General features: G+C 61.1%; 22 protein-coding genes. 8 read left to right on the plus strand and 14 right to left on the minus strand.

Annotated features, from left to right (window positions below; genetic code table 11):
* Positions 1–13: 13 nt before the first annotated feature.
* The 3 genes from glnL to glnA form a co-directional block, all read right to left on the minus strand.
* Positions 14–1102, minus strand: a complete 1089-nt coding sequence (glnL, locus tag HWE17_RS11910) for a nitrogen regulation protein NR(II) (RefSeq protein WP_035825143.1) — start codon at positions 1100–1102, stop codon at positions 14–16.
* A 5-nt stretch (positions 1103–1107) separates the two neighbouring features.
* Positions 1108–1590: a DUF4124 domain-containing protein gene (locus HWE17_RS11915; protein ID WP_176388900.1), complete on the minus strand. Its 483-nt coding sequence runs from the start codon at positions 1588–1590 to the stop codon at positions 1108–1110.
* 181 nt (positions 1591–1771) lie between these two features.
* Positions 1772–3187 (minus strand): type I glutamate--ammonia ligase, encoded by a 1416-nt coding sequence (gene glnA / locus HWE17_RS11920; RefSeq protein ID WP_029496182.1) that lies wholly within the window; start codon positions 3185–3187, stop codon positions 1772–1774.
* 385 nt (positions 3188–3572) lie between these two features.
* Here glnA and HWE17_RS11925 point away from each other — a divergent pair, with 385 nt between their 5' ends.
* The 3 genes from HWE17_RS11925 (at position 3573) to HWE17_RS11935 (ending at position 4824) form a co-directional block, all read left to right on the plus strand.
* Entirely contained in the window at positions 3573–4034 is a 462-nt protein-coding gene (locus HWE17_RS11925; protein ID WP_176388879.1) for a rhodanese-like domain-containing protein, read from the plus strand.
* A 158-nt stretch (positions 4035–4192) separates the two neighbouring features.
* Positions 4193–4543: a type II toxin-antitoxin system RelE/ParE family toxin gene (locus HWE17_RS11930; RefSeq protein ID WP_176388880.1), complete on the plus strand. Its 351-nt coding sequence runs from the start codon at positions 4193–4195 to the stop codon at positions 4541–4543.
* Entirely contained in the window at positions 4540–4824 is a 285-nt protein-coding gene (locus tag HWE17_RS11935; protein WP_035825129.1) for an XRE family transcriptional regulator, read from the plus strand. Before HWE17_RS11930 ends, HWE17_RS11935 begins: the two co-directional genes overlap by 4 nt.
* 4 nt (positions 4825–4828) lie before the next feature.
* Here HWE17_RS11935 and HWE17_RS11940 read toward each other — a convergent pair whose 3' ends face one another.
* Positions 4829–6181 carry a TAXI family TRAP transporter solute-binding subunit gene (locus tag HWE17_RS11940; protein WP_176388881.1) on the minus strand — a complete coding sequence of 451 codons (1353 nt, stop codon included), beginning with the start codon at positions 6179–6181 and terminating at the stop codon, positions 4829–4831.
* Positions 6182–6312: 131 nt separating this feature from the next.
* On the opposite strand from HWE17_RS11940, the gene HWE17_RS11945 reads away from it, so the two are divergent.
* Complete coding sequence (locus HWE17_RS11945) at positions 6313–6918, plus strand: glutathione S-transferase family protein (protein ID WP_176388882.1); 606 nt, start codon at positions 6313–6315, stop codon at positions 6916–6918.
* A gap of 50 nt (positions 6919–6968) precedes the next feature.
* Here the strand turns inward: HWE17_RS11945 and HWE17_RS11950 are convergent, their stop codons facing one another.
* The 6 genes from HWE17_RS11950 to HWE17_RS11975 form a co-directional block, all read right to left on the minus strand.
* Positions 6969–10100, minus strand: a complete 3132-nt coding sequence (locus tag HWE17_RS11950) for a transglycosylase domain-containing protein (protein ID WP_176388883.1) — start codon at positions 10098–10100, stop codon at positions 6969–6971.
* A 364-nt stretch (positions 10101–10464) separates the two neighbouring features.
* Positions 10465–11250: a molybdopterin-binding protein gene (locus HWE17_RS11955; protein WP_176388884.1), complete on the minus strand. Its 786-nt coding sequence runs from the start codon at positions 11248–11250 to the stop codon at positions 10465–10467.
* Positions 11251–11281: 31 nt separating this feature from the next.
* Positions 11282–12109 carry an EI24 domain-containing protein gene (locus HWE17_RS11960; protein ID WP_176388885.1) on the minus strand — a complete coding sequence of 276 codons (828 nt, stop codon included), beginning with the start codon at positions 12107–12109 and terminating at the stop codon, positions 11282–11284.
* Positions 12109–13113: a sterol desaturase family protein gene (locus HWE17_RS11965; RefSeq protein WP_176388901.1), complete on the minus strand. Its 1005-nt coding sequence runs from the start codon at positions 13111–13113 to the stop codon at positions 12109–12111. The genes HWE17_RS11960 and HWE17_RS11965 overlap by 1 nt, the downstream gene beginning before the upstream one ends.
* A 32-nt stretch (positions 13114–13145) precedes the next feature.
* Complete coding sequence (locus HWE17_RS11970) at positions 13146–13937, minus strand: polysaccharide deacetylase family protein (RefSeq protein WP_255206217.1); 792 nt, start codon at positions 13935–13937, stop codon at positions 13146–13148.
* A gap of 71 nt (positions 13938–14008) precedes the next feature.
* Entirely contained in the window at positions 14009–14980 is a 972-nt protein-coding gene (locus tag HWE17_RS11975; protein WP_176388886.1) for a beta-propeller fold lactonase family protein, read from the minus strand.
* A gap of 197 nt (positions 14981–15177) precedes the next feature.
* Here HWE17_RS11975 and HWE17_RS11980 point away from each other — a divergent pair, with 197 nt between their 5' ends.
* The 3 genes from HWE17_RS11980 to HWE17_RS11990 all read left to right on the plus strand — a co-directional run bounded on the left by HWE17_RS11980 (position 15178) and on the right by HWE17_RS11990 (position 16505).
* Positions 15178–15534, plus strand: coding sequence for an FKBP-type peptidyl-prolyl cis-trans isomerase (locus HWE17_RS11980; protein ID WP_034760263.1), 357 nt, complete (start codon positions 15178–15180; stop codon positions 15532–15534).
* 199 nt (positions 15535–15733) lie between these two features.
* Positions 15734–15988: an acyl-CoA-binding protein gene (locus HWE17_RS11985; RefSeq protein ID WP_034760268.1), complete on the plus strand. Its 255-nt coding sequence runs from the start codon at positions 15734–15736 to the stop codon at positions 15986–15988.
* A 46-nt stretch (positions 15989–16034) separates the two neighbouring features.
* Entirely contained in the window at positions 16035–16505 is a 471-nt protein-coding gene (locus HWE17_RS11990) for a GNAT family N-acetyltransferase (protein WP_176388887.1), read from the plus strand.
* A gap of 91 nt (positions 16506–16596) precedes the next feature.
* Here the strand turns inward: HWE17_RS11990 and proX are convergent, their stop codons facing one another.
* From proX to HWE17_RS12010, 4 genes are all read right to left on the minus strand, one after another.
* Positions 16597–17655 carry a glycine betaine/L-proline ABC transporter substrate-binding protein ProX gene (proX, locus tag HWE17_RS11995; protein ID WP_176388888.1) on the minus strand — a complete coding sequence of 353 codons (1059 nt, stop codon included), beginning with the start codon at positions 17653–17655 and terminating at the stop codon, positions 16597–16599.
* A 9-nt stretch (positions 17656–17664) separates the two neighbouring features.
* Positions 17665–18768, minus strand: a complete 1104-nt coding sequence (gene proW / locus HWE17_RS12000) for a glycine betaine/L-proline ABC transporter permease ProW (protein WP_176388889.1) — start codon at positions 18766–18768, stop codon at positions 17665–17667.
* Positions 18765–19997, minus strand: a complete 1233-nt coding sequence (gene proV, locus HWE17_RS12005; RefSeq protein WP_035828675.1) for a glycine betaine/L-proline ABC transporter ATP-binding protein ProV — start codon at positions 19995–19997, stop codon at positions 18765–18767. The genes proW and proV overlap by 4 nt, the downstream gene beginning before the upstream one ends.
* Before the next feature lie 583 nt (positions 19998–20580).
* Positions 20581–20865 (minus strand): polyhydroxyalkanoic acid system family protein, encoded by a 285-nt coding sequence (locus HWE17_RS12010; protein WP_176388890.1) that lies wholly within the window; start codon positions 20863–20865, stop codon positions 20581–20583.
* A 200-nt stretch (positions 20866–21065) separates the two neighbouring features.
* Here HWE17_RS12010 and HWE17_RS12015 point away from each other — a divergent pair, with 200 nt between their 5' ends.
* Entirely contained in the window at positions 21066–22460 is a 1395-nt protein-coding gene (locus tag HWE17_RS12015) for a hypothetical protein (protein ID WP_035825108.1), read from the plus strand.
* The last annotated feature ends 80 nt before the right edge of the window (positions 22461–22540 follow it).

Here is a 22540-nt window from a genome sequence, read left to right on the forward strand (position 1 = left end):
GATACCGCCTCGCTTATGGCAAGGGTAGAACGATCCTGAAATCGGTGTATCCAGGCCGGCTTTCGCACTCGATCACGCCCAAGTGCTGTTGCACGAAGGTTTGCGCCAAGGTCAGTCCCAGCCCGCTGCCGCCTTCCCTGCCCGACACCAGCGGGTAGAAAATCCGGTCGCGGATCTGGGGTGCGATGCCCGGTCCATTGTCAATGATATGCAAGTCTAATGCCAGGCCGTAACGAACCTTGGCCAGGGTCACCTGGCGCGCCACGCGCGTCTTGAAAATGAGCTCCGCGTCGCCCGCCTCAATGCGTTCGGCCAGGGCTTGCGCCGCGTTGTGCGCGATATTGAGCACGGTCTGTATCAATTGCTCCTTGTCGCCGCGAAACTCGGGAATCGACGCGTCGTAGTCGCGCGAAATGGTCAGACCGCTGGGAAATTCCGCCAGGATCAGGCTGCGCACCCTTTCGCACACTTCGTGGATATTCACGTCGCCCACGATATGCGGGCGGCGGTGCGGCGCCAGCAGGCGGTCGACCAGGGTTTGCAGGCGGTCCGCTTCCTTGATGATGACCTGCGTGTATTCGCGCAGCTCGCTCAGGTGCAGGGCCGGCAATTCCAGCTCCAGCAGCTGCGCCGCGCCGCGGATGCCGCCCAGCGGGTTCTTGATTTCATGCGCCAGGTTGCGGATCAGCTCCTTGTTGACCTGGCTCTGGTCGAGGATGCGCTCCTCACGGTCGAGTTTTAATTGCTGCACGTTTTCGCGCAGCTCGATCAGCACGCCGTCGCGCGGCGCGTCGAGCGCGCTGACGATGCTGTGCACGCGCAGCGGCTCGCGCCCCAGGCGCTCCAGGCTCAGATCCTGGCGCAAGTCGGAAAATTTATGTTCGAGCGCCTGCGCGCAAATGCCGGCCAGCTCCTCGGGATTCAAGAACAGCGCCGTCAGCTTTTGCCGCGACAAGGCCTTCAATGAGCTTTCCAGCAAGTTTTCCGCCGCCGCGTTGGCATAGCTGATGCGGCCATCGCCATCGAGCAGGATCACGGCCGAGGCCAGCAAATCAAGGCCGGCCAGGTGGGCGGGACGGCTGGAATGGTTGTCTAGTGTCATGTGCTTTACCGAATATTCGCGATCTCGCGTTTCAGGGCCTCAACGTTCTGCTGTGTCCGGCCAATGTTGTCCTTCAACTGCGCCACCCGTTCCTGGTATTTCGCATAGTTACGCTCATTGCCCTGACGTTCGGGCTGGCCGCCATTGAATTCCAGCCGCTGCGCCGCCAGTTTCTGCTCTTCGCTGCGCAATTCGTCCTGCAGGATCTGGCGCCGGTCCAGGTCGCGCGCGCGCTGCTCGGCGCCATCGACCTTGGGAAACGCGCCAGCGGCAGGCGCCGCCGTGGCCGCCGCCTGCGTGGCGGGCCGGGCAGGCGCGCCGGCCAGCGGCGCCGTCCTGCGTGGCGGCTCCGTCATGGCGCCCGGCAAATCGAGCAGCTGGCAATGCGCGCCAGCCCGCTTGTCCGTGTACGTCTTGTGTCCTTGCGCATCGGCGCACACATACAACTGCCCGTGCGCCTGTGCCGCCGCGCCCAGCAATCCTGCCATCAGCGCCATTCTGTAATGCTTGGTCAATCTTCACTCCTGTCAGCACATGCCGTATCAATCCTTGGCCGACTATACAACACGGTACTGGCGCCGCATTGGTACTGCATAAAAAAACGCGGGCAAGACCATCGCCTCACCCGCGTTTTTTATTCACTACCGGCATGCTGCCGGCGTGGCGCCATTACAGCGAGTAGTACATGTCGAACTCGGCAGGATGCGTCGTCATGCGCATGCGCTGTACGTCCTGCATTTTCAGTTCCAGGTAAGCGTCGATCATCGAATCGCTGAACACGCCGCCACGGGTCAGGAACTCGCGGTCCTTGTCCAGTGCATCCAGAGCTTCTTCCAGCGAAGCGCACACGGTCGGGATCAGTGCGTCTTCTTCCGGCGGCAGATGGTACAGATCTTTCGAGGCGGCTTCGCCCGGATGGATCTTGTTGGCAACGCCGTCCAGGCCAGCCATCAGCAGCGCGGCGAAGCACAGGTACGGGTTCGCCAGTGGATCCGGGAAGCGCGCTTCGACGCGGCGGCCTTTTGGATTGGCCACGTGCGGGATACGGATCGAGGCGGAACGGTTTTTCGCCGAGTACGCCAGTTTCACTGGGGCTTCGTAGCCTGGTACCAGACGCTTGTACGAGTTGGTGCCCGGGTTGGTGATCGCGTTCAATGCCTTGGCGTGCTTGATGATGCCGCCGATGTAGTACAGGGCGAAATCGGACAGGCCGGCATAGCCGTCGCCAGCGAACAGGTTTTTGCCATCTTTCCATACGGATTGATGCACGTGCATGCCCGAACCGTTGTCGCCAACGATAGGTTTCGGCATGAAGGTAGCGGTCTTGCCATAGCTGTGCGCCACGTTCCACACCACGTATTTCAGGTTTTGCGTCCAATCGGCGCGCTCGACCAGGGTCGAGAACTTGGTGCCGATTTCATTCTGGCCGGCGCCGGCCACTTCGTGATGATGTACCTCAACCGGGATGCCCAAGGACTCGAGAATCAGGCACATTTCCGAACGCATGTCCTGGAAGCTGTCCACGGGTGGCACTGGGAAGTAGCCACCCTTGACGGTAGGACGGTGGCCGCTGTTGCCGCCTTCGATGTCCTTGCCGGTCGACCACGAACCTTCGTCCGAACCGATCTTGACGAAGCAGCCCGACATGTCGATCTTCCAGCGCACGCTGTCGAAGATGAAGAATTCTGGCTCAGGGCCGAAGTAGGCGGTGTCGCCCATGCCCGACGATTTCAGATAGGCTTCGGCGCGTTTCGCGATCGAGCGCGGGTCGCGGTCGTAGCCCTTGCCGTCCGACGGTTCGATCACGTCGCACTGCATGAACAGGGTCGTTTCTTCCATGAACGGGTCGATATTGGCCGTGTTTGGATCCGGCAGCAAGATCATGTCGGACGCTTCAATGCCTTTCCAGCCAGCGATCGAAGAGCCGTCAAAGGCGTGGCCCGACTCGAATTTGTCCATGTCGAAGTGCGACACGGGAACCGTCACGTGCTGCTCTTTACCACGGGTATCAGCAAAGCGGAAATCAACGAATTTGACTTCGTTTTCTTCTACCATCTTCAAGACTTCTGCGGCTGTCATTGCCATGCGTATCTCCTAAATGAATGTGGGGTGAGCCGACCTTAATGCGTCTGGGCTGATGAAGCGAAGCAAACATTGCGTGCCACCAAAACTCATAAGGATCATAGCAGATTCCATGCCAGCTTCTGATGGGATGTGGCGGCCCAAGTCAAAACCCGGCCTTGCCAGTGAAAGTTTTCCTGCCCGCGATTTTCCTGCTGTGTTTGCGTCAAATCAAGAATGCACTAAGCAAGTGCAAAAAACGAATAACGCACCATTATCGTGCATTTTGTGCCGATTCTTGAAAAATGCCTCGTTGTGGTGCATACGCGATGCACCATGGTTTTCCGTTTGCGAGGCGCGGACGGCGCACTATAATCGTTCACACCTGCCCACTTTCATCGAGGACGCCATGACCACCGCCGCCGACATCCTGACCACCGCCCGCAGCCGGGCCAATGAAGGTACGCCGTATGCCGGCGCCGTCACGCCGCAGGAAGCGTATGACCTGCTGCAGGGCGATCCCGCCGTCAAGCTCATCGACGTGCGCACGAATGCCGAGCGCGACTGGGTGGGCCGGGTCGACATCGCCGATACCCAGCATGGTGCGGTGCAGTGGGCCACCTACCCCGGTGGCGTGCCGAATCCCGATTTTATGCAGCAACTGGCCGCCCAGGCCGGCAAGGACGAGGTGCTGCTGTTCCTGTGCCGCTCCGGCGTGCGTTCGCGCCACGCCGCCAAGCTGGCGACCGAGCACGGCTACCTGCACTGCTACGACATCCTCGAAGGCTTCGAAGGCGACAAGGACGCCGACGGCCACCGCAAGCAGATCGGCGGCTGGTGCAAGGCGGGACTGCCGTGGCTGGGCGCCTGACGCTGGCCAACTGACTATCTGAACAGTGTTTGATCTGGCGGGCCACCTTGCGGCCCGCCATCGGCTACAACCATCCATGCGCGCCCGATTTTTTTCAACTGCGGCGCAAATTCTTCTTGCGAAAGTGTACCTTATATAGTACAACGTAGAGGTGCGTCATGGATGCTTCCGGCTTGCGGCAAATTACCCTGCTGTTCTATGCGAACGGCAATGGCGGCGAACCCGTGCGCGACTGGCTCAAGTCCTTGCCAGTTGAAGAGCGCCATATGATCGGGCAGGACTTGATGCATGCGCAATGGCGCTGGCCCGTCGGCATGCCCTTGTGCCGCCATTTGGGGCAAGGATTGTCGGAAGTACGCAGCAGCCTGCCCGGCAACCGCATCGCGCGCGTGCTGATCTGCCATCACGGCGACTGCCTGGTGGCGCTGCACGGCTTTATCAAGAAAACCCGCGCCACGCCCGATGACGACCTGGCGCTGGCCCGCAAACGCTACAAGGAACTGACATGAACGCCACCGCTCCGCACCTCGGCAGCAGTCTCGACGACTTCCTCAAGGAAGAAGGCATTTTCGAGCAAACGCAAAACCGCGCCATCAAGGAAGTGATCGCCTGGCAACTGACGCAGGCGATGCAGGAACAATCGATGTCGAAGACGCGCATGGCGGCCCTGCTGCAGACGAGCCGCTCGCAGCTCGACCGCCTGCTCGACCCCAGCAGCGACGTCACCCTGTCGACCCTGGAGCGGGCCGCCGCACTGGTGGGACGCAAGCTATCGATCACCCTCGTGTAAATCCTCAGGCCGGCTCGCCCGCCTCGGCGGCAGGATGCTCGCCCATCAAGGTCAGGATGCGCTTGCGCACGAAATTGATGTGGCTGCGCAAGCCATACAGGCCATCGGCAAACGACAGGGGAATCGATATCTGGTTGACCATCTCCTCGATCTGGTCGAGCCGTTTCAATTGCGCCGCATACACTTGCGCACGCTGCTCTGGCGGCACGTCTTCCAGCGCCTGCTCCACCGTGCGCAACTGGCCATACCAGCGGTACACGCGTGAACGGATGCGCCACACGTACAAGGGCGGCACCACGCGCGACAGCGGTAAAATCAGCGCGCCCAGGGCCACCACCAGCACCCACATACGGTCAAAGAAATTGGCCAGCCAGAAACTCATGTAGCGCTGCAGCACGGGCGCGCCATCCTTGTAGAATTTCAGCGCTTCGGGCGCCACGGGAATTTCCGTGTAGCGCGCGGACGGGAACTGCCCCTGCTGCTGGAACCAGCCCGTGCCGCCATGGATGCCGGCCGCCGCCTGCACGAACAGGTCGATCAGCGCCGGATGCAAGTCTTCGCGCGCGACCAGGGTAGCCGTCGGCGCGATCAAATGATAATCCTGCGCGGGAATATTCTGCCCCAGGTCGACTATGCCGCGCGGTAAAACGACATGCGTGAGGAAGGGCAAACGCCGTGTGTAGGCCTCCGCTTGCGAAAAATCAAACAGCTTGATGCCCGGCGTTTGCAGCAGCATCTGGATCAGCGGCGCTTCCGGTGCCGAGCTGAACACGAGACCGTCGATGCGCCCTTCCAGCAGCTCCACCGTGGCGGGCGTGTTTTGCAAGTCGCTCACCGTCAATTCCTTCGCTTCGACGCCATTCACAGACAGCAACTGCCGGAACAGGCCGGGCACGCCCGTGCCCTCCGGCCCCAGGTTGATCTTCAGGCCCTTCAATTGCGTCAGTTCCGTCACGGCCTTGTCTTCGCGCATGAACAGCCAGACGGGTTCCGTAAACAGGCTGCCGAGGGAAATGAGGCCATGGCGCTCGGCATCGTCGTGTTCCGTCGAGCCGCTTTGCACGAAAGCAATATCGGTCTTGCCCGCGTTCAGGCGCTGCAGGTTTTCCTGCGAACCCAGCGACGGTTGCAAGGTCACCTTGATGCCGTGTTTGGCCAGGGTAGCCGCATATTTCTTGCCGAATTCTTCGTACGCGCTATTGTCCTGCCCCGTCGACAGGCTCACCTGGCGTGGCGGCGCCGGGTCGACCAGCCAGTAAGCGAGCGCGCAAAACGCGCCAACCAGCAGCAAGGTGGGACCGGCGGTGGCGAGAAAATCGCGCACGGAAAAGCGGCTGAACGCGAGGATTTTGGACATGTGGTGGCGCATAGGTTTCATGGGTGGCTACGATGCCAAGAAAACCTCAACTATGCAAGGCACTTTCGCAGGCGCGGCGTGGCCAAATCCGCTACAGTGCAAGATCAACCACCTGTCCTTCGGAGCCCCGCATGCTGAAAATTCTTGGAAAAGCCGCCTCGATCAATGTCCGCAAAGTCCTGTGGACGTGCGAGGAACTCGATCTGCCGTATGAACGCGAAGACTGGGGCAGCGGCTTTCGCAGTACCGACGACCCGGCCTTCCTGGCCTTGAACCCGAACGCCATGGTGCCCGTGCTGCTCGATGGCGACCTGGTGCTGTGGGAGTCGAACACGATATGCCGCTACCTGTGCGCCCAGGCGGGCCGCGACGACTTGCTGCCAAGCACGCCCCGCGCCCGCGCGGAAGTGGAAAAATGGATGGACTGGCAAATGGGTGACCTCAACAACAGCTGGCGCTACGCCTTCATGTCGCTGGTGCGCCACAGCCCCGCGCACCAGGATGCGGCGCAGCTGGCGGCGGGGATTGCCGGATGGAACAAGATGATGGGCGTGCTGGAACAGCAGTTGCAGCGCACGGGTGCCTTCGTCTGCGGCGAGCAATTTACTTTGGCCGATATCGTGCTGGGCCTGTCCGTCAAGCGCTGGCTGATGGCGCCGATGCAACGCCCCGACTACCCGGCCATCGCCGCGTATCACGCGCGCCTGGAAGATAAAACCGCCGAATTTGGCGGCTAAAAAAACGCCGGCGTGAACGCCGGCGTTTTGCCACAACTGTCTGCCAGCTGCTAATTCGTGCAATGTTTCGCCATGCCTTCGGCCGGCGCGGGCGCCTCGATCAGCGGCATCAAGCTTGGCGCCAGCGACACCAGCAATTGCACGGGCAAGGCGCTCGTGAAATCGTAGTTTTTCGATTCCGGTCCGCGCACATACGCCGTCATGCTGCCATAGAAGCGCTCGCCGATATTGAACACAAATGTCGCCGAACGGTTCACATAGCGCGACTCGATCAGGCGGCCGCCGGCGCCATACACGTCGAAACGCTGGTCGCCCGTGCCCGTCTTGCCGCCCATCGGGATCGGCACGCCGTCGGCGCCGACAAATGCCGTCTTCGCCCGTTTCGCCGTGCCGTCCGACACCACTTCGCGGATGGCCTTGGCGACGGCGCGTGCCACGTCCGGCGACAGCACCTGCTCCGCTTCCACCTTCGTGCCCCGCTTGACCATGGTGTCATACGGCGTGTTGGCGGCGAAATGCATGGAATCGATGCGCACGCTCGGCTTGCGCACGCCATCGTTGATGATGATGCCCATCAACTCGGCCAGCGCGGCAGGACGGTCGGCCGAGGCGCCCAAGGTGGTGGCATACGATGGCACCAGCGAATCGAAGGGATAGCCCATCTTCTTCCACTGGCGGTGGATTTCCAGGAAACCTTCCACTTCTAGCAAGTTGGCGATGCGGCGGTCCTGCGCATGCTTGCGGTGCGTATTGAACAGCCATTTATAGACTTCCTGGCGCTCCTTCTCGCTGGCCGCCACCATCTGCGACAGGGTGGAACCTTCATGCTGGCGCAGGTACGCCACCATCCACAGTTCCAGCGGATGCACATTGGCCAGATAGCCGCGGTCGGCCAAGGACCAGTTTTCCATCGCGTACTGCTGGTACATCCTGGCGACGCGCTCGGGCGGCACTTCGTTTTGCGACGTCAAGTTGGCGTTGAGGAAATCGCCAAATTCCGCGACGGTCCCCTTCGGATTGACGGTGCGAAAGATATTGGCCAGGCGCACGGGGGTCGGGCGGATGCTGGCCAGCAGGATCTTTTCCTGCTCGTCAACGCTCTTGCCGCGGTATTTCTGATAGAAGCGGTGCAGGAACTCGCGCCCTTCCTTGTCGGCAAAACGGCTCAGGTACTGGGCGCGGCGCGGATCGTCGGCGTCCGCCAGCAACGAGGCCGAGGAATCGGGACGCGAGAACATGTAGTAGCGGGCCACGTCGCGCATCAGGCGCACGAACACCAGGTTGGTCGACTGGCGCAGCGCCTGCTGCACCGTCATGATGCGGCTGTCGTCGAGCTTGGAGAAGTTGCCGAAATGGTGCAAGCCGCCGCCCGTGAAGAAGCCTTCGCCCGGGTTGCCCGAGTATTTGCGCTCCATGGCGGCCGCCAGCATGGCCGGCAGATTGCGCGCCTCGCCCAGCGCCAACGGTTTCAGATAGGCAATCGCCCACTGCGACAGCATGTCCTTCGGATCGACGGCGATCTTGCCCAGCTCGCTAGCACCCATGCCGCTGTAGCGCTGGTGCAGCTGGTCGATGATGTCCATATACGTCACCAGGGTGCGCAGCTTGGCCGTGGAACCCAAGTCCAGCTTGGCGCCTTCGTTGATGTCGAGCGGCTGGTCGTAGTTATCGGTCTGCACGCGCAGCAAGTTGGCCTGGTCGCCCTTTTGCAGCAAGGTAAAGCTGTAGACCACGTTGGCCGGGTCGCCATTGCCCAGCATGCCTTTGCCCGTCAGGCCGGCCGCTTTCGCCACTTCCGGGTCGCGCAATTCGCGCAAGACCTTGGTGACGGCGTTTTGCGCCTGCGCATCGAGCGTGCTGACCACTTTCAGGTCGAGGCGGTCAAGGTTGTACAAACGCGGGTCGCCGAGCATGCTGGCCAGGTGGTTGCGCACGGCATTCGAGGCCTTGCGCGTGACGAACGAGGTCGACGCTTCCGATTGCACGCCCGAAGCCGTCGACGGACGCAGCTTTTCGGCGATGGCCGCATTGCGCAGCTGCGGCGAGATCACCCCCGCTTGCGCCAGCAGGCGCAGATGGCTGTTGGTCAATTCTTCCAGGTCGGCGCCGCCGGCCACCAGGTAATGCGAGGGACGGCGCTGCGCGATCAACAAGCTCAGCGCCTGCTTGTAGGCCAGCGCACTGCCCGGCTGGTCCATATTACCCTTGAGCAAAGTTTTCACTTCAGCAAACGGACGGCCATACCAGACCCACATGCCGTCGCCAATGCCGTTGACTTCGCCAAAACCGCTCTTGGCCGACAGCGGCACGGTGTTGAGGTAATTGACGACGATCTTGCGCCGCGCTTCCATCGTGTTTTCGCCATCCTGGTAGGAGCGCAGGCTGGCCGAAATCATCTGCATCAGCTTATCCTGCATGGAACTGGTGCGCCCGTCTTCCGAATGGCGGTATTTTTCAATCTGCGTGGCCAGGGTGCTGCCGCCGCCGCCGCGGTGGCCGCCGAACAGGTTCAGCGCCTTGTCGAGGACGGCCTTGCTCAGGCGGTCCCATTCCACGGCGGGATTGCGCTCGGGCGTGCCCGGGTCCAGCAATTCGCGGTTTTCGATGAACAGCAGGCTTTGCACGAGCGCGGGCGGCGCTTCGGCGAAGCCGTCGAACATGCGCTCGGGATAGCTGGCCGCGAACAGCGGTGCGGCGCGGCAATCGAGAATCGTCAGTCCCGCGCGGTTTTTCTCGTGATACGTGGCAAAAATGCCCCGGTCGACCAGTTGCACCATCTTCGGCGACATGCGCGCCTGCGCCGTCACGGCATAGTCACGCGCGTTGAGCTTGGTGATGAAGTCAGGCAAGCTGGCATAGCCGAGCCGCTCGTCATAGGGGCCGTGCTGCGGATAGCGGATGGCGCCCGCCGGTGCCGGGCCGGGCTCGACCTTGAACGCCAGTTGCCGGTCCAGGCGCGTGAAAAACTCCGCCTGCAGGGCCGAGGTACGCACTTCGCGCATGACGAACCACGCCACGCCGGCGATCAGCGCCAGCACGATGATGGCAAAGATGGGCCAGATGCGCGAACGGCGGCGCTTCTTCGGCGGGCTCGCCGGCGGTGGCGCCTCGGCGCCCGTGTCGGAGAGTGGATCAGAAGGGGGCCGCTCTTGCGCGGCCAGATTGACGCCTGTGTCTTTCATGGGATGCTGGGATAAAGTTGGGTTTGGACGGCGCGGGAAATGCGGTAGCGATACCGCTCCGCGCGGGATAAGACGAGGGCCAGCCAAGGCCGGTCACAACAAAGCTTGCTTAACATGATGTCCATACCGGTGAATCAAAAAAACACGTTACTGCACAGGCAGGCGACCCCGAGTTCGACACGCAAGGCCCCTGTTCACCATTCCACCACATCGGCATGAAAACGACTGACGAGCGCACACAAAAATCTTGCTTCATTGAAGATTTTCGCAAAAAAACAACGTCTTGGAATGTACGCTTGCGTACATAGATGCAAAGCGGGCTGGACGCCAGCGAAAAAGCCGCCGGCGCCGGGCTGGCTGCATGTCAGATGGTGGTGTATTCGGCCTGCAAGGTATCGAGCGCGGCGCACATCTGCGCGAAGGCGGCCGTCGCTTGCGAGGGCTCGCCCTTGACGCCCAGTTCGATATGCCGGCGCGTCTGCGCATCGCCCACGCTGGGCAGGCTGAATACCTTAATCAGCGGAAACTCCGCTTCCAGGCGCACCATCAGCGGCGTCAGCAGGGATTCGGCCGTTTCATACACGAGCAAGGCATGTTCCGCGTGCGGCACCTGGTTGAACAGGTGGGCGTAATGCGTGTCGAGCACCCATTCGATCATGGGCCAGGACATGACGGGAAAGCCCGGCACGAAGTAATGCTCGCGCACGGCAAAGCCGGCAATCTTGTTGTACGGATTCGGAATCAGCTCGGCGCCGTCGACAAATTCCGCCATTTTCAGACGGTGCAGGTTTTCCGGCGAGTTCAAATCGGCCGGCACGCCCGCCTCTGCTCCCATTTCCGTGATGCGCTGCTGGATATTCTTCTTGCCCTGCGGATGCAGCGCCAATGGCAAGCCCAGCGCATCGGCCGCCGCCTGGCGCGTATGGTCGTCCGGCGTGGCGCCAATGCCGCCAAAGCTGAAGACGATGTCGCCGCTGGCAAAGCTGCGCTTGAGCAAGGCAACCAGGCGGGCTGGCTCGTCGCCCACGTATTCCGCCCAGCTCAGCTGCAATCCGCGTTGCTTGAGCATTTGTACTACTTTCGGGAAATGCTGGTCCGTGCGCTTGCCCGACAGGATTTCGTCGCCGATGATGATCAATCCGATAGCCATGAAGCTCCCTCGTAGAATTCGATAATAATGGTCAGGCGTCGGCCGGCGCCACGTCGGTCATGCCGCGTACGCCCCGCAAACGCGACAGTGCTTCCAGGCAGTAATACTGGAACCACAAACCCGTAAAGATAAAGATCAGCACATACAGCCAGATGGCGAACGCCGCCAGGAAGGGGAAGAACACCACCGCCATCACGCCGCCCATCCACAGCATGCCCGGCACGGCGCCGGCCGCGCCGGACACCATGCCGATGGCCAGCAGGGGCCAGCGCTGCTCGCGCATGATGGCGTGGCGCTCTTCCGCGCTGGCGTAGTCGGCCATGGCGTCGTACGCCATCACGCGGTACGTCAGCCAGCCCCACAACACGGCCTGCCCCGCCAGTGCGGCCGGCGGAAACGCGTACAGGGGCAGCATCAGCACCCAGACCAGGATAAACAGCAAAAAGGTGGCCAGCGAGGTGGCGACGCTGCCCAGCAGGCTGCCGCCATGCTTTTTTTCCAGCTCGGGAAAGTGCCGTCCGCCAATATGGCGGCCGATGGCCGGCATGGCGAACAGGCCCATGAAGATCAGCGCCGTCAGGATCATCAGCGGCAGCAGCATGAACATGGCGATCAGCGGCACGATCACGGTTTTCAGCTTATCCAAGCCAAAGGTGGACAGCACCTGGCCGCTGGTGCGGAAGAAGTCGTACTGCGTGAACTGCGCATGCAGGCTGTCGATCAGCGGCTGCAGGCCAAACTTCAGCAGTACGCCCCACAGAATCAGCGAGAGGATGAAGGGCGCCACGCTCAGCAGCAATATCCTGCCATGCAATTGCGACAGGAAAGCACGGCCATACGAATTCAACACATTGCGCATCAACGGCGTCCTTTTCGTTTAACTCTTGCAAATTCCACCATGCGGCGCAGGCCCAGCCATTGCTGCTGCCAGAAGCCGCGCCCATAGTGGCGTCCCGGCCGGCCCACGCCATTGCTGTCGATGCGGGCCAGCTGGTCGCGCACGCCCGTGCGCGCATAGCCGGCCGAGAAATTCGCGGTGCCCAGCAGCATATCCCAAATCGGCAAGACCACGCCGAAGTTGCAACCACCCATGCTGCCCTTGCCCTTCGACTCGTGCCCCACGCCGATCGCGTGGTGCGTGCGGTGGAAACGGGGCGAGATCAAGAGCCGCTCGCCGATGCGGCCGAAGTGTATCCTCACATTCGCATGCTGCAAGCTTTGCAGAATGCGCGAAATCGACACCAGCAGCACATACTGGCCCGGCGGCACGCCGATACCGAGCGCCACCAGGGCCATCACCACGTCGCGTAAAAAATCGTCGAGCAAGTGGTTGCGGTCATCGCTCCACAAGTTCATGTTTTGCTGGCTGTGATGCAGGCTGTGCAAGCCCCACCACCAGCCGAAATGGTGCGAGGCCCGATGGTAGCAATAGTCGACGAAGTCCAGTATCACAAAATAAATGATAAAACTGAGCAAGGGACTGATGCCGGGCAACAGCGATTCCAGGTTCAAGGGATGAATATTGTCGAAACGCAAGGCGCCCGCCAAGGCATCCATCAGCGGATCGAGCGTAAAGAAGACCACGACGGAAAACAGGCCGATGCGGTGCAGCACGGTGTACAAAAAATCGTTCCAGCGGGCGCGCGGGTCGGTGATCTTTTGCGCGGGAATCAGGGCTTCGAGCGGACGCAGCACGAGAAACAGCAGCACCAGTTCACACAGGCCGATCAGCAGCCATTCCGTCCCCTCGAACGCTTCTTCCGTGAATTCGCCAAAGCCCAGGTGATACACGAGCGGATTGACGATGGTCTGGAACAGCCAGCCTTGCGCCGCGCCAAAAGCGTCGACCAACGTGTCGATCACGGGCGTGACGTAGCCGAGGATATCGGCGGCGATCATGGCTGGCCCTTCTTTTGCGCGTAGGCAGGATGCTCGCGCAGGGTGGCAAAGCAGAAACCCTTGTCTTGCAGGCCGGAAATCAAGGCATCGAGGTTGGCCGGTGCCCACGCATCCTTGCGCGACCAGATGCCCATGTGCGCAATGAAAATATCGCCGCTGCGCAAGTTCGCCAGGGCTTTTTTCAGCAGCATGGCGTTCGGATATTTATCGCTGGGCAGTTCATCGCCCGAATACCCCGCTGGCGCCCAGCCCGCATGCTGGTAGCCGCAGGCGCTGCCGGCCGCCAGGGTGCGCGGCGACGTGTAGCCGCCCGGCGCGCGCCAGAACGGGTCAAGCTTATGCCCGGTCAGTTCCTGGAAGCGCGTATCGACGCGGCGTAATTCCTCGCAGAACTGCTTGTCGGTGAGGGAAGCCAGCTTGCCGCCATCCTTGCCGAACTGAGGCTTGACCTGGATCAAGCCGTTGGCCAGATCCTTCTTCCAGTACACGTGGTCAAACGTATGCGTGCCAAATGCATGGCCTTCGGCGACCCTGGCTTTCCAGTACGGCGCCCACGAGGCATCGAGCGAATAGTCGCCGCGCGTGGTCTTTTCATTGGCCAGGAAGAAGGTTGCCTTCACATGGCGCTGATTCAGCACGTCGGCGATCAGCTGCGCTTGCGACTGGCTGCCCGTGTCGAACGTCATGTAGATGGTGCCCTTGCAGGCGGCCGGGGCCGAAGATGCGGCCGGAGCCTGTGCGGCTTGGGCTGCCGGCGCCGGTGCGGCGGCATGCGCGGGTGGCAGCATGGCGCTGGCGCACAGCAGCATGGCGGGCACGCAGCCCGCGAAAGTGAGGCGTTTCATCATCACACCCGCCATCACATGCGCGGCGAGTGGGTGGCGAAATACACGCCATGGGGCGAGCGGCCCACCGGTATGGTCTTGATGACCTTGCGAGTGGTCAGATCGATCACGGCTACTTTCTTGATCCAGCGCAGGGTCACCCACATGGTCTTGCCGTCCGGGGTGATTTCCATGCAATCGGGGCCGCCCGGCACATTGATGGTGCCCACATTTTCCAGGGTTTGCTGGTCGATGATGTTGATGGTGTTCGACACGCGGTTCGAGACGAAGGTCATGCGGTTGTCACCGAGCGCGCGGAAATTGTGCGTGCCGGCGCCCGCCTTGATGCGCTTGACGGTCTTTTGCGTGCGCCAGTCGATCACTTCCACGTAATCGCTGCCCATGATGCCGACCAGCAAATGCTTGCCATCGGGCGTCATCGTGATGCCGGCCGGCGCCGGGCCGACAGGCATGGTCCATTTGACGGTTTGCGTGGCCAGATCGATGGCGCTGATCTGGTTGCTGCCCTGCTGCGTGATGAAGGCCATGGTGCTGTCGGCCGTGAACGCCATGTGGCTAGGCAACTTCGGCAGCGGGATGCGCTTGGCCAGGGTCAGGTTCTTGCCGTCGTAGCGGTACAGGTCGATGCGGTCCAGGCGCAGCGAATTCGAGATGAACCACTTCTGGTCCGGCGAAAAGCCGATCTGATACGGGTCGAGGATGTTGCTGATACGGCGCTGGATCTGGCCCGACACAGGATCGAGGAAAATCAGCTCGTTGCCGACGGAACTGGCGACGATCAGCGACTTGCCGTCCGGCGTTTCCATCAGATGGTGCGGTTCCTTGCCGACGGCAAAGGTCGACAGGGGAGCATAGGTTTTCTGGTCCAGCAGTTGCACCGTGGCATCACGGGAATTGAGCACCACCACCACTTCGGCTTGCGCCGTCGATATTGCGGAAACCAGGCACAGCGAGGAAAAAACAAGGCGGCGTAGACTGCGGAACATGGAAGAAATCACTGTTAAATACAAAACATGCATTTTACGTGGAACACTGTATTTATTGTGCGAAATCCCCCCTTAAATGCTGCCGGCAGCCACACATCGCCATAATTTCCGTTTTTTCCCTGTGCCGGGCCTGGAATGGCGCTTTGCAACTCATTGCTCTACAATCTGAAGCTTTCATCGCCTACACAAGGATTATCATGACCACCACCACTACCGCTTCCGGCCTGCAATACATCGATACCGTCGTTGGCGAAGGCGCTGAAGCGCAAGCCGGCAACAATGTTGTCGTGCATTACACGGGCTGGCTGCAGAACGACGACGGCAGCGCCGGTTCGAAATTTGACTCGAGCAAGGACCGCAACGATCCATTCGAATTCCCGCTGGGCGCAGGCCGCGTCATTCAAGGCTGGGACGAAGGCGTGCAAGGCATGAAAGTGGGCGGCAAGCGCCAGCTGATCATCCCTGCAGCACTGGGCTATGGCGCACGCGGCGCCGGCGGCGTGATTCCACCGAACGCCACCCTGATTTTCGACGTCGAACTGCTGGGCGTATAAGCACCGACTGCGCAGCGCTGAAGCGACTGTACCGGCGCCGCCCCTGTTCACGCAGCGGCGGCGTTTTTGTTTTGAGTGTGTCCTCTAATGCACGGCACGCTTTTTTCACTATGATGTCAGGCACTGCAGCACGCACGGTGGCCACTCCGCCGGGCCAGCCGCACTTTTCCAGCGATTCCATCAGCACACAGGAGCCATCATGAGTTTACAAGAGCAATTCGAACAAGCGCAGCTCGATTCCAAGACCCTGTCCGAGCGTCCGGACAATATGACCTTGTTGAAAATCTACGCCTTGTTCAAGCAAGCGTCGAGCGGCGACGCCACGGGCGAGCGTCCTGGCATGACCGACTTCGTCAACCGCGCCAAGTTCGACGCCTGGGCGGCCCTGGCAGGCACCTCGAAGGAAGATGCGCAGCAACAATACATCGACCTGATCGAAGACTTGAAGGACTGATCGTCCCTCCCTGCCCCGGCGCCTGTCGGGGCAGTATAATTTCTGCATGACACCATCACTGATTTCCCAGGTTTCGCTGGCGCATGCCGCCGACCTGCCCCGTTTGTTCGACGTCTGGCACCTGTCCGTACGCGCCACCCACGATTTCCTCACCGATAGCGATATCGCCTTCCTGATGCCCTTCGTCCGCGAAGAGCTGGCCAGAGTGACGGCCGAACGCCTGATGCATGTGCTGCGCGCCGATGATGGCGTCGCTTACGCCTTCCTGTGCGTCGAGCACGCCGGGATCGAAATGCTGTTCGTGCATCCGGACCGGCGCGGCAGCGGTGCCGGCCGCAATCTGGTCCAGTACGCCATCGTCAAGCTGCAAGCCACGGCAGTCGATGTCAACGAACACAACACGCAGGCGCATGGCTTTTACCGCCACCTGGGCTTTACCGTGGAAAACCGCTCACCGCTTGACCCGTTCGGCAAGCCTTTCCCCATTTTGCACCTGAAACTGGCCGAAAACGGCTAAAAACTCACCAAAAACCACAAAAACAGGCTGTTAACGCAAAAGTGGCTACCAAATCGGTAGCCACTCTTTCATGTTGAAACGGCGTTAAAACTTACTTCTTGGCTGCCGCCAGCGCCTGCGCGATCCAGCCGTCAAACTTTTGCTGGTGGAATTTGATCCAGCCGGCCGTATGGCGGGCGATATCGGCCTGCGTGTTTTCGCCGCGGCGCATGCGCTCGTTCTGCGCATTGATGTCCGCCACGGGCAGTTGCATCACTTCGAACAGCTTGGCTGCGGCCGGGTTTTTCTCGGCCCAGGCCTTGTTCGACACGATGCGTGCCGTGTTGACGGCAAAACCGTAATCGCTGCCATCGTCGAGGCGGGTATTCACCTTGTCCGGATTGGCCGAGAATGGCACTTTCAGCCAGATCACGTCCTTGCCCGGCACCAGCACGCCACTGACCCAGTATGGCGTCCACGTGTAGTACAGGATCGGTTCGCCACGCTTGTAGCGGCCCAGGGTATCGGCGATCAGGGCCGCATAGCTGCCCTGCACGTGCGTCACCGTCTCGCGCAATTTGTACGCATCCATGTGATTCTCGATCAGCGCTTCGCAGCCCCAGCCCGGGTTGCAGCCCGTCAAGTCGGCCTTGCCATCGCCGTCATGGTCGAACAGCTTGGCCAGGGTCGGGTCGCGCAACTGGTCGATATTCGTGATGTTGTACTTTTCCGCCGTCGCCTTATCGATCAGATAACCTTGCGCGGCAGGACCGGCATACTGGCCCGTGCGCAACAGCTTGGCGTCGCCGCCCGCATTGTTATAGAAATCCTTGTGCATCGGGTCCCAGTGCACGGCCATGAAGGTGGCGTCGCCGTTGGCGATGGCGATATGCGCCGTCGGGTATTCCACTTCCTTGATCGGCTGCACTTCATAACCGAGCTTTTCCAGGGCCTTGTCGACCAGCATGGTCTGGAAGGTTTCTTCCGCGATCGAGCTTTGCAGCGGCTGCACCTTGACGCCCTTGCCGGGCAGCACATCGGCGGCCACGGCCGGGGCCTGCGCCATGGCCAGGCTGGTGGTCAGGGCCATGGCGGCAATCGCCAGGGCGGAAAACAGCTGGAACTTGCGTTGCGATTTTTGCGTCACTTTAAAATTGTCAATTTGATGCATGTGCTTCCTTTATTGTGCGTTGGCCAGCGTAGCTTGCTGTTCAACCTTATTTTTCTCTGCATTGCCGCGCACCAGGCGCAGCACGAAACCGGCAGGACCCGTCTGGTACCAGTGGCGCACGCCACGGCGTGGCTGGCCCATCGCTTGCGTCAAGCGGTCCAGGGTGATGGCCAGCAGCACGATGCCCAGGCCGCCAACCGTTGCCAGACCCATGTCCAGGCGGCCGATACCGCGCAATACCATCTGGCCCAGGCCACCAACGGCGATCATCGAGGCGATCACGACCATCGACAGCGACAGCATCAGCGACTGGTTGATACCGGCCATGATCGATGGCATGGCCAGCGGAAATTGCACGCGGGTCAGCAACTGCCACGGCGAGGCGCCATAGGCGCGGGCCGCTTCGATCAGGTCGGGACGCACCTGGCGGATACCGAGGTTGGTCAAGCGCACGAGCGGCGGCAGGGCAAAGATAATCGTCACGATCACGCCTGGGGCATTACCGATACCAAACAGCATCACCACTGGCACCAGATAGACGAAGGCGGGCGTCGTTTGCATGGCGTCGAGCAAGGGGCGCAGGATATTCTGCGCGCGGTCGCTGCTGGCAAGGAAAATACCCAGCGGCAAGCCGATGGCCAGACAGAACGCCAGCGACGTCAATACCAGCGACAAGGTCGTCATCGCTTCGGGCCAGATGCCCAGCATCGACACCACCAGCAGCGCCAGCACGGTGCCGACGGCCAGCGTGCGGCTGGTAAATTGCCACGCCAGCAAGCCGATGATGGCGATCACCGTCAGCGACGGGGCCGCCAGCAGCACGCCTTCCACGCCGGACAGCACGCTGTCGATCGGCGCGCGCACTGCCTGGAAGAAAGGGCGGAAATGGGCGACAACCCAGCCCAGGCCCTGGTTGATCCAGCTTTCCAGCGGCAGCGAGCCGTCGAAAATCTGCGTCAGATGAAAACCGGAGGCCGCGTGTTCCGGCTGTACGGCCGGTCCGGCCGCGTCCAGCCAGGACGTGTCGCCTGGCGGCGTCAGCGCCCAGGGATTAATTTGCGCGGCTGGCTGTTCAACAACAGCTTCTACTGTGGAAACGGTGCTGGGGTTCATGCTTGTCCTTTCTGTTGTTGTTCGGCTATGGCTGGCGTGTCGCGGTCAAGGAACTTCAGCAAGGTTGTCTTGCTGATGGCGCCGCGGAAGCTGCCGTCATCGGCCACCACAGGGACGGCATAAGGCAGTTGCGCCACCTGGCCGAACAGGCCGGCGACTGGCTCATCTGCGTTGATGGTCTGCACGTCGGGCAGGTAGGCATGCGCCAGGCCCAGCGGACCAACATGGCCGTCGAGCGCGCTGCGCAGCGAATCGGCCGACACGACGCCAAGGAACTTGCGCTGCGGATTGACGACGTAGGCAAACGCGCGATCCTGCTCTTCCAGCATCGACAGCGCGGCGCGCGAACCGCGGCTCGGCGATTCCGACACGACGATCTGGCTCTTGCGGGCAATATCGCTGGCCTTGAACACGGCCGCCGCATCGACGCCGCGTACGAAGTTGCGCACGTAATCGTTGGCTGGTTTGCGCAGAATTTCTTCCGGCGTGCCCACTTGCACCACGTGGCCGTCTTTCATGATGGCGACGCGGTCGCCGATGCGCATGGCTTCGTCGAGATCATGCGAAATGAAGACGATGGTGCGGCGCTTGATTTGCTGCAAGCGCAGCAGTTCCGATTGCATTTCCGTACGGATAATTGGATCGAGCGCGGAAAACGCTTCATCCATCAGCAAAATCGATGGATCGCAAGCCAGCGCACGGGCCAGGCCCACGCGCTGCTGCATGCCGCCCGACAATTCGTCGGGATAGCTGGCGCCGTAGCCGTCCAGGCCTACCTGCTCCAGCGCTTGCTGGGCCAGCGCATGGCGCTCGGCCTTGGGCATGCCCGCCAGTTCCATACCGAAGGCAGTGTTGTCGAGCACGGTAATTTGCGGCAGCAGCGCGAACGACTGGAACACCATGCTGATGTCCTTGCGGCGCAGGGCGCGCAGCTGGGCGTCCGGCAAGGTATTGATGTCGTTGCCGTCGATCAGGATGCGGCCGGCGGTCGGCTCGATCAAACGGTTCAGCATGCGCACCAGGGTCGACTTGCCCGAACCGGACAGGCCCATGATGACGAAGATCTCGCCCGCTTCAATGGTAAAGGTGGCGTCGAAAACACCGATGGTGCAGTCGGTCTTGGCCAGGATGTCCTGCTTGCTGGCGCCCTGATGAACGAGTTCAAGTGCTTCTTCTGGCTTGTCGCCGAACACTTTGAACACATGGTCGATAATGATTTGTTTTGCCACGATGTGGTTCTCCCTCGATTTGACGAATGGAATGAAACCCAGCAAGCTGCCAGCTTGCGGCGGGAATCAACAAACCCTGTTGCGTCGGCTACGCCACGGCGCAAAAAGCGCACGGGAGCGACAGAAAACAGGGGGTGACACGCGTGTGACCAGCGGATGGCCAAGGCCGGTGCCGGGGTGCCGTGTGCGTGCTAAAAGAGGCTGTGGTTCAGGACTTTTAACAACGCTAGCGCCATGCAAATACATGGCACCAAATGTATTTGACCGAAAAAATCGACCAAGCTACTTTTTAACTGGATGCGGGTGTAAAACCCGAAGAATTATTCACCACTCAGCGAGTGGGGAGTACTGCGAAGCAGAAGGTGAAACGCGGTGTAGCTGTTGTAAATATGACTCAAGTATAACGTAAAAAGCCACCAAAGTCCAATGGCTTTCCAAATAGAAATGTGCTAGCAATGTTCGCCAGCGTACAGTCAGACGTGAAAAAGGCGAAAAGCGACGTGTTTTCATCGTCTTTTCGCCCATCATTGCGACACGTTCCCTAGCACCAAACATGGCGCCAGACAAGCGGGGGGAAATGCCATCAAACTGACTCGGCAAACACCTTGCGCATCTTTTCGGCAATCTTGCCTTCAATCGTGGAAGCGAAGGCGCTGAGCATGAAGCCCAGCTTGATTTGCAGTTGCGCCTGCTCTTTTTCCAGGGTCAGCGACCCATCGACGCCACTGCGCTCGAAACGCAGCACGTCGCCATCCCAGGCGCACGCCAGGTCATATTCCTGGGCCAGCTTGTCGGCCACTTGCTGCGCCGCTGCGCGCGCCTTTTCTGCTGTCAGCTTATGTTGCTGAACTATATTTATATCCGCCATCAAACGATCCTTTTATTATAAAAACGGGTGCCATACGGCCAGCATCATACCAGCCGCCACGTGGCAGCCGCAGCCATGGGGAATGCCGGCACATGGAAAAAACCGCGCTTTCCTGTGCGGCGCTTGCGCCACATCAAACCGAAACCAGCGAAGCAGGCCGACTATCTCCATTCCAGTTGCGAGTGTTTTGGAGAGCTACCATGGACCAGAAAGTCATCGTGCCGGTCGAAGCCGTGCTGACCAAATGCGTGTCCTTGCCCGTCGGCTATGTCCCCACCCCCTCGGCGCCCTACCGCCAGCACCGCAAGAATGCGCAACTGACCCTGCAGCCGGGTCGGCCGCGCCTGACCGAGGCAACGGCCCGCGACCTGGCCGCCGTGCCTGTCGGTTCGCGCGTGCTGATCTGGAAGCAAGACCCGTCCGTGAGCGAACTGGGCACGCGCAAGACCTTCCTGCCCGGCCTGACCCTGCAAGGCCCGCGCGACGCGCGCATCACGTTCGGCGAGCCGGGCATCGCCCGGGTCAGCCCGAACGCCTTTGGCGACTTCATCGTCTCGCCCAACACAGACCAGTTCGACGCCGTGCACACGTTTGCCATCGTGCGCATGACGCTCACCATGTACCAGCGCGCGATGGCCAGCAACGACACGGCGCCGCCCCTGCCCTGGCAATGGAACAACGCCAACAATACGGAACCGCTGCGCGTGTTCCCGCACGGCTTGCCCAACGTCATGAATGCCTATTACAGCCGCAGCGACAACGCCCTCAAGTTCGGCGACTTCATTCCCAGCGGAGCCACCGAGCGCGTCTACACCTGCCGTTCGCTCGACATCGTTTCGCATGAAACAGGACACGCCATCCTCGATGGCCTCAAGCCGAATTGGCTGCTCAACAATAATCCACCGCAGACGGGCGGCTTGCACGAATCGTTCGGCGACCTGACGGCCATCTTCCTGGCCCTGTCGCAACTGGACCAGGTCGAAGCCGTGATCGCGCAAACCAAATCCGACCTCCACGATAAAACCTTCCTGGCCGACCTGGCGGAGCAGTTCGGCCTGGCGCTGGGCCGGCCTAACGGCTTGCGCAATGCCGACAATGACATCAAATTGTCGGAAGCAGGCACGGAAGTGCACGCCATCTCGCAAGTGTTTACGGGCGCCATCTACGACATCCTGGCCGACATCTTTGCCCACGAACGCCAGCCCCAGCTGGAAGACGACGCGGCCGTGCTGCACCGTTGCGGCGACTACCTGCGCAGCCTGGTCTTGCGCGCCCTGGTCGCGTCCCCCGATCACGCAGCCACGTATGCCGACGTGGCTGGCCACATGCTGACCCTGGCGCAGGCCGATGGCTACACTACCTACCTGGATTTCATCCGCAACAGCTTTACCGTGCGCGAAGTGCTCAAGAACGCCATGACGGGGGATGGACAGATGAACTTTGCCGCAGGCATCGTCGATGACGAGGGTGCCGTGCAAGATAGGCGGGCCTGCTGCGGTACCATGAACCATGCGGAATACAGCGAGTCCGATCAATTGCTGGAAGCGGAACGCGAAGCGCTGGCGGCCTGGTGCCGCAGTTACGCCCCCCGATAACGCCGTACGCGCCCACCAGCCAGCAGTCTGCCACAGGCGATGACATGCCGCATCACGTCCCCACCACCATCCTCAAGAAG

Origin of the sequence: Janthinobacterium sp. BJB401 (genome assembly GCF_013372745.1) — a bacterium.
GTDB classification, from domain to species: domain Bacteria; phylum Pseudomonadota; class Gammaproteobacteria; order Burkholderiales; family Burkholderiaceae_D; genus Janthinobacterium; species Janthinobacterium rivuli.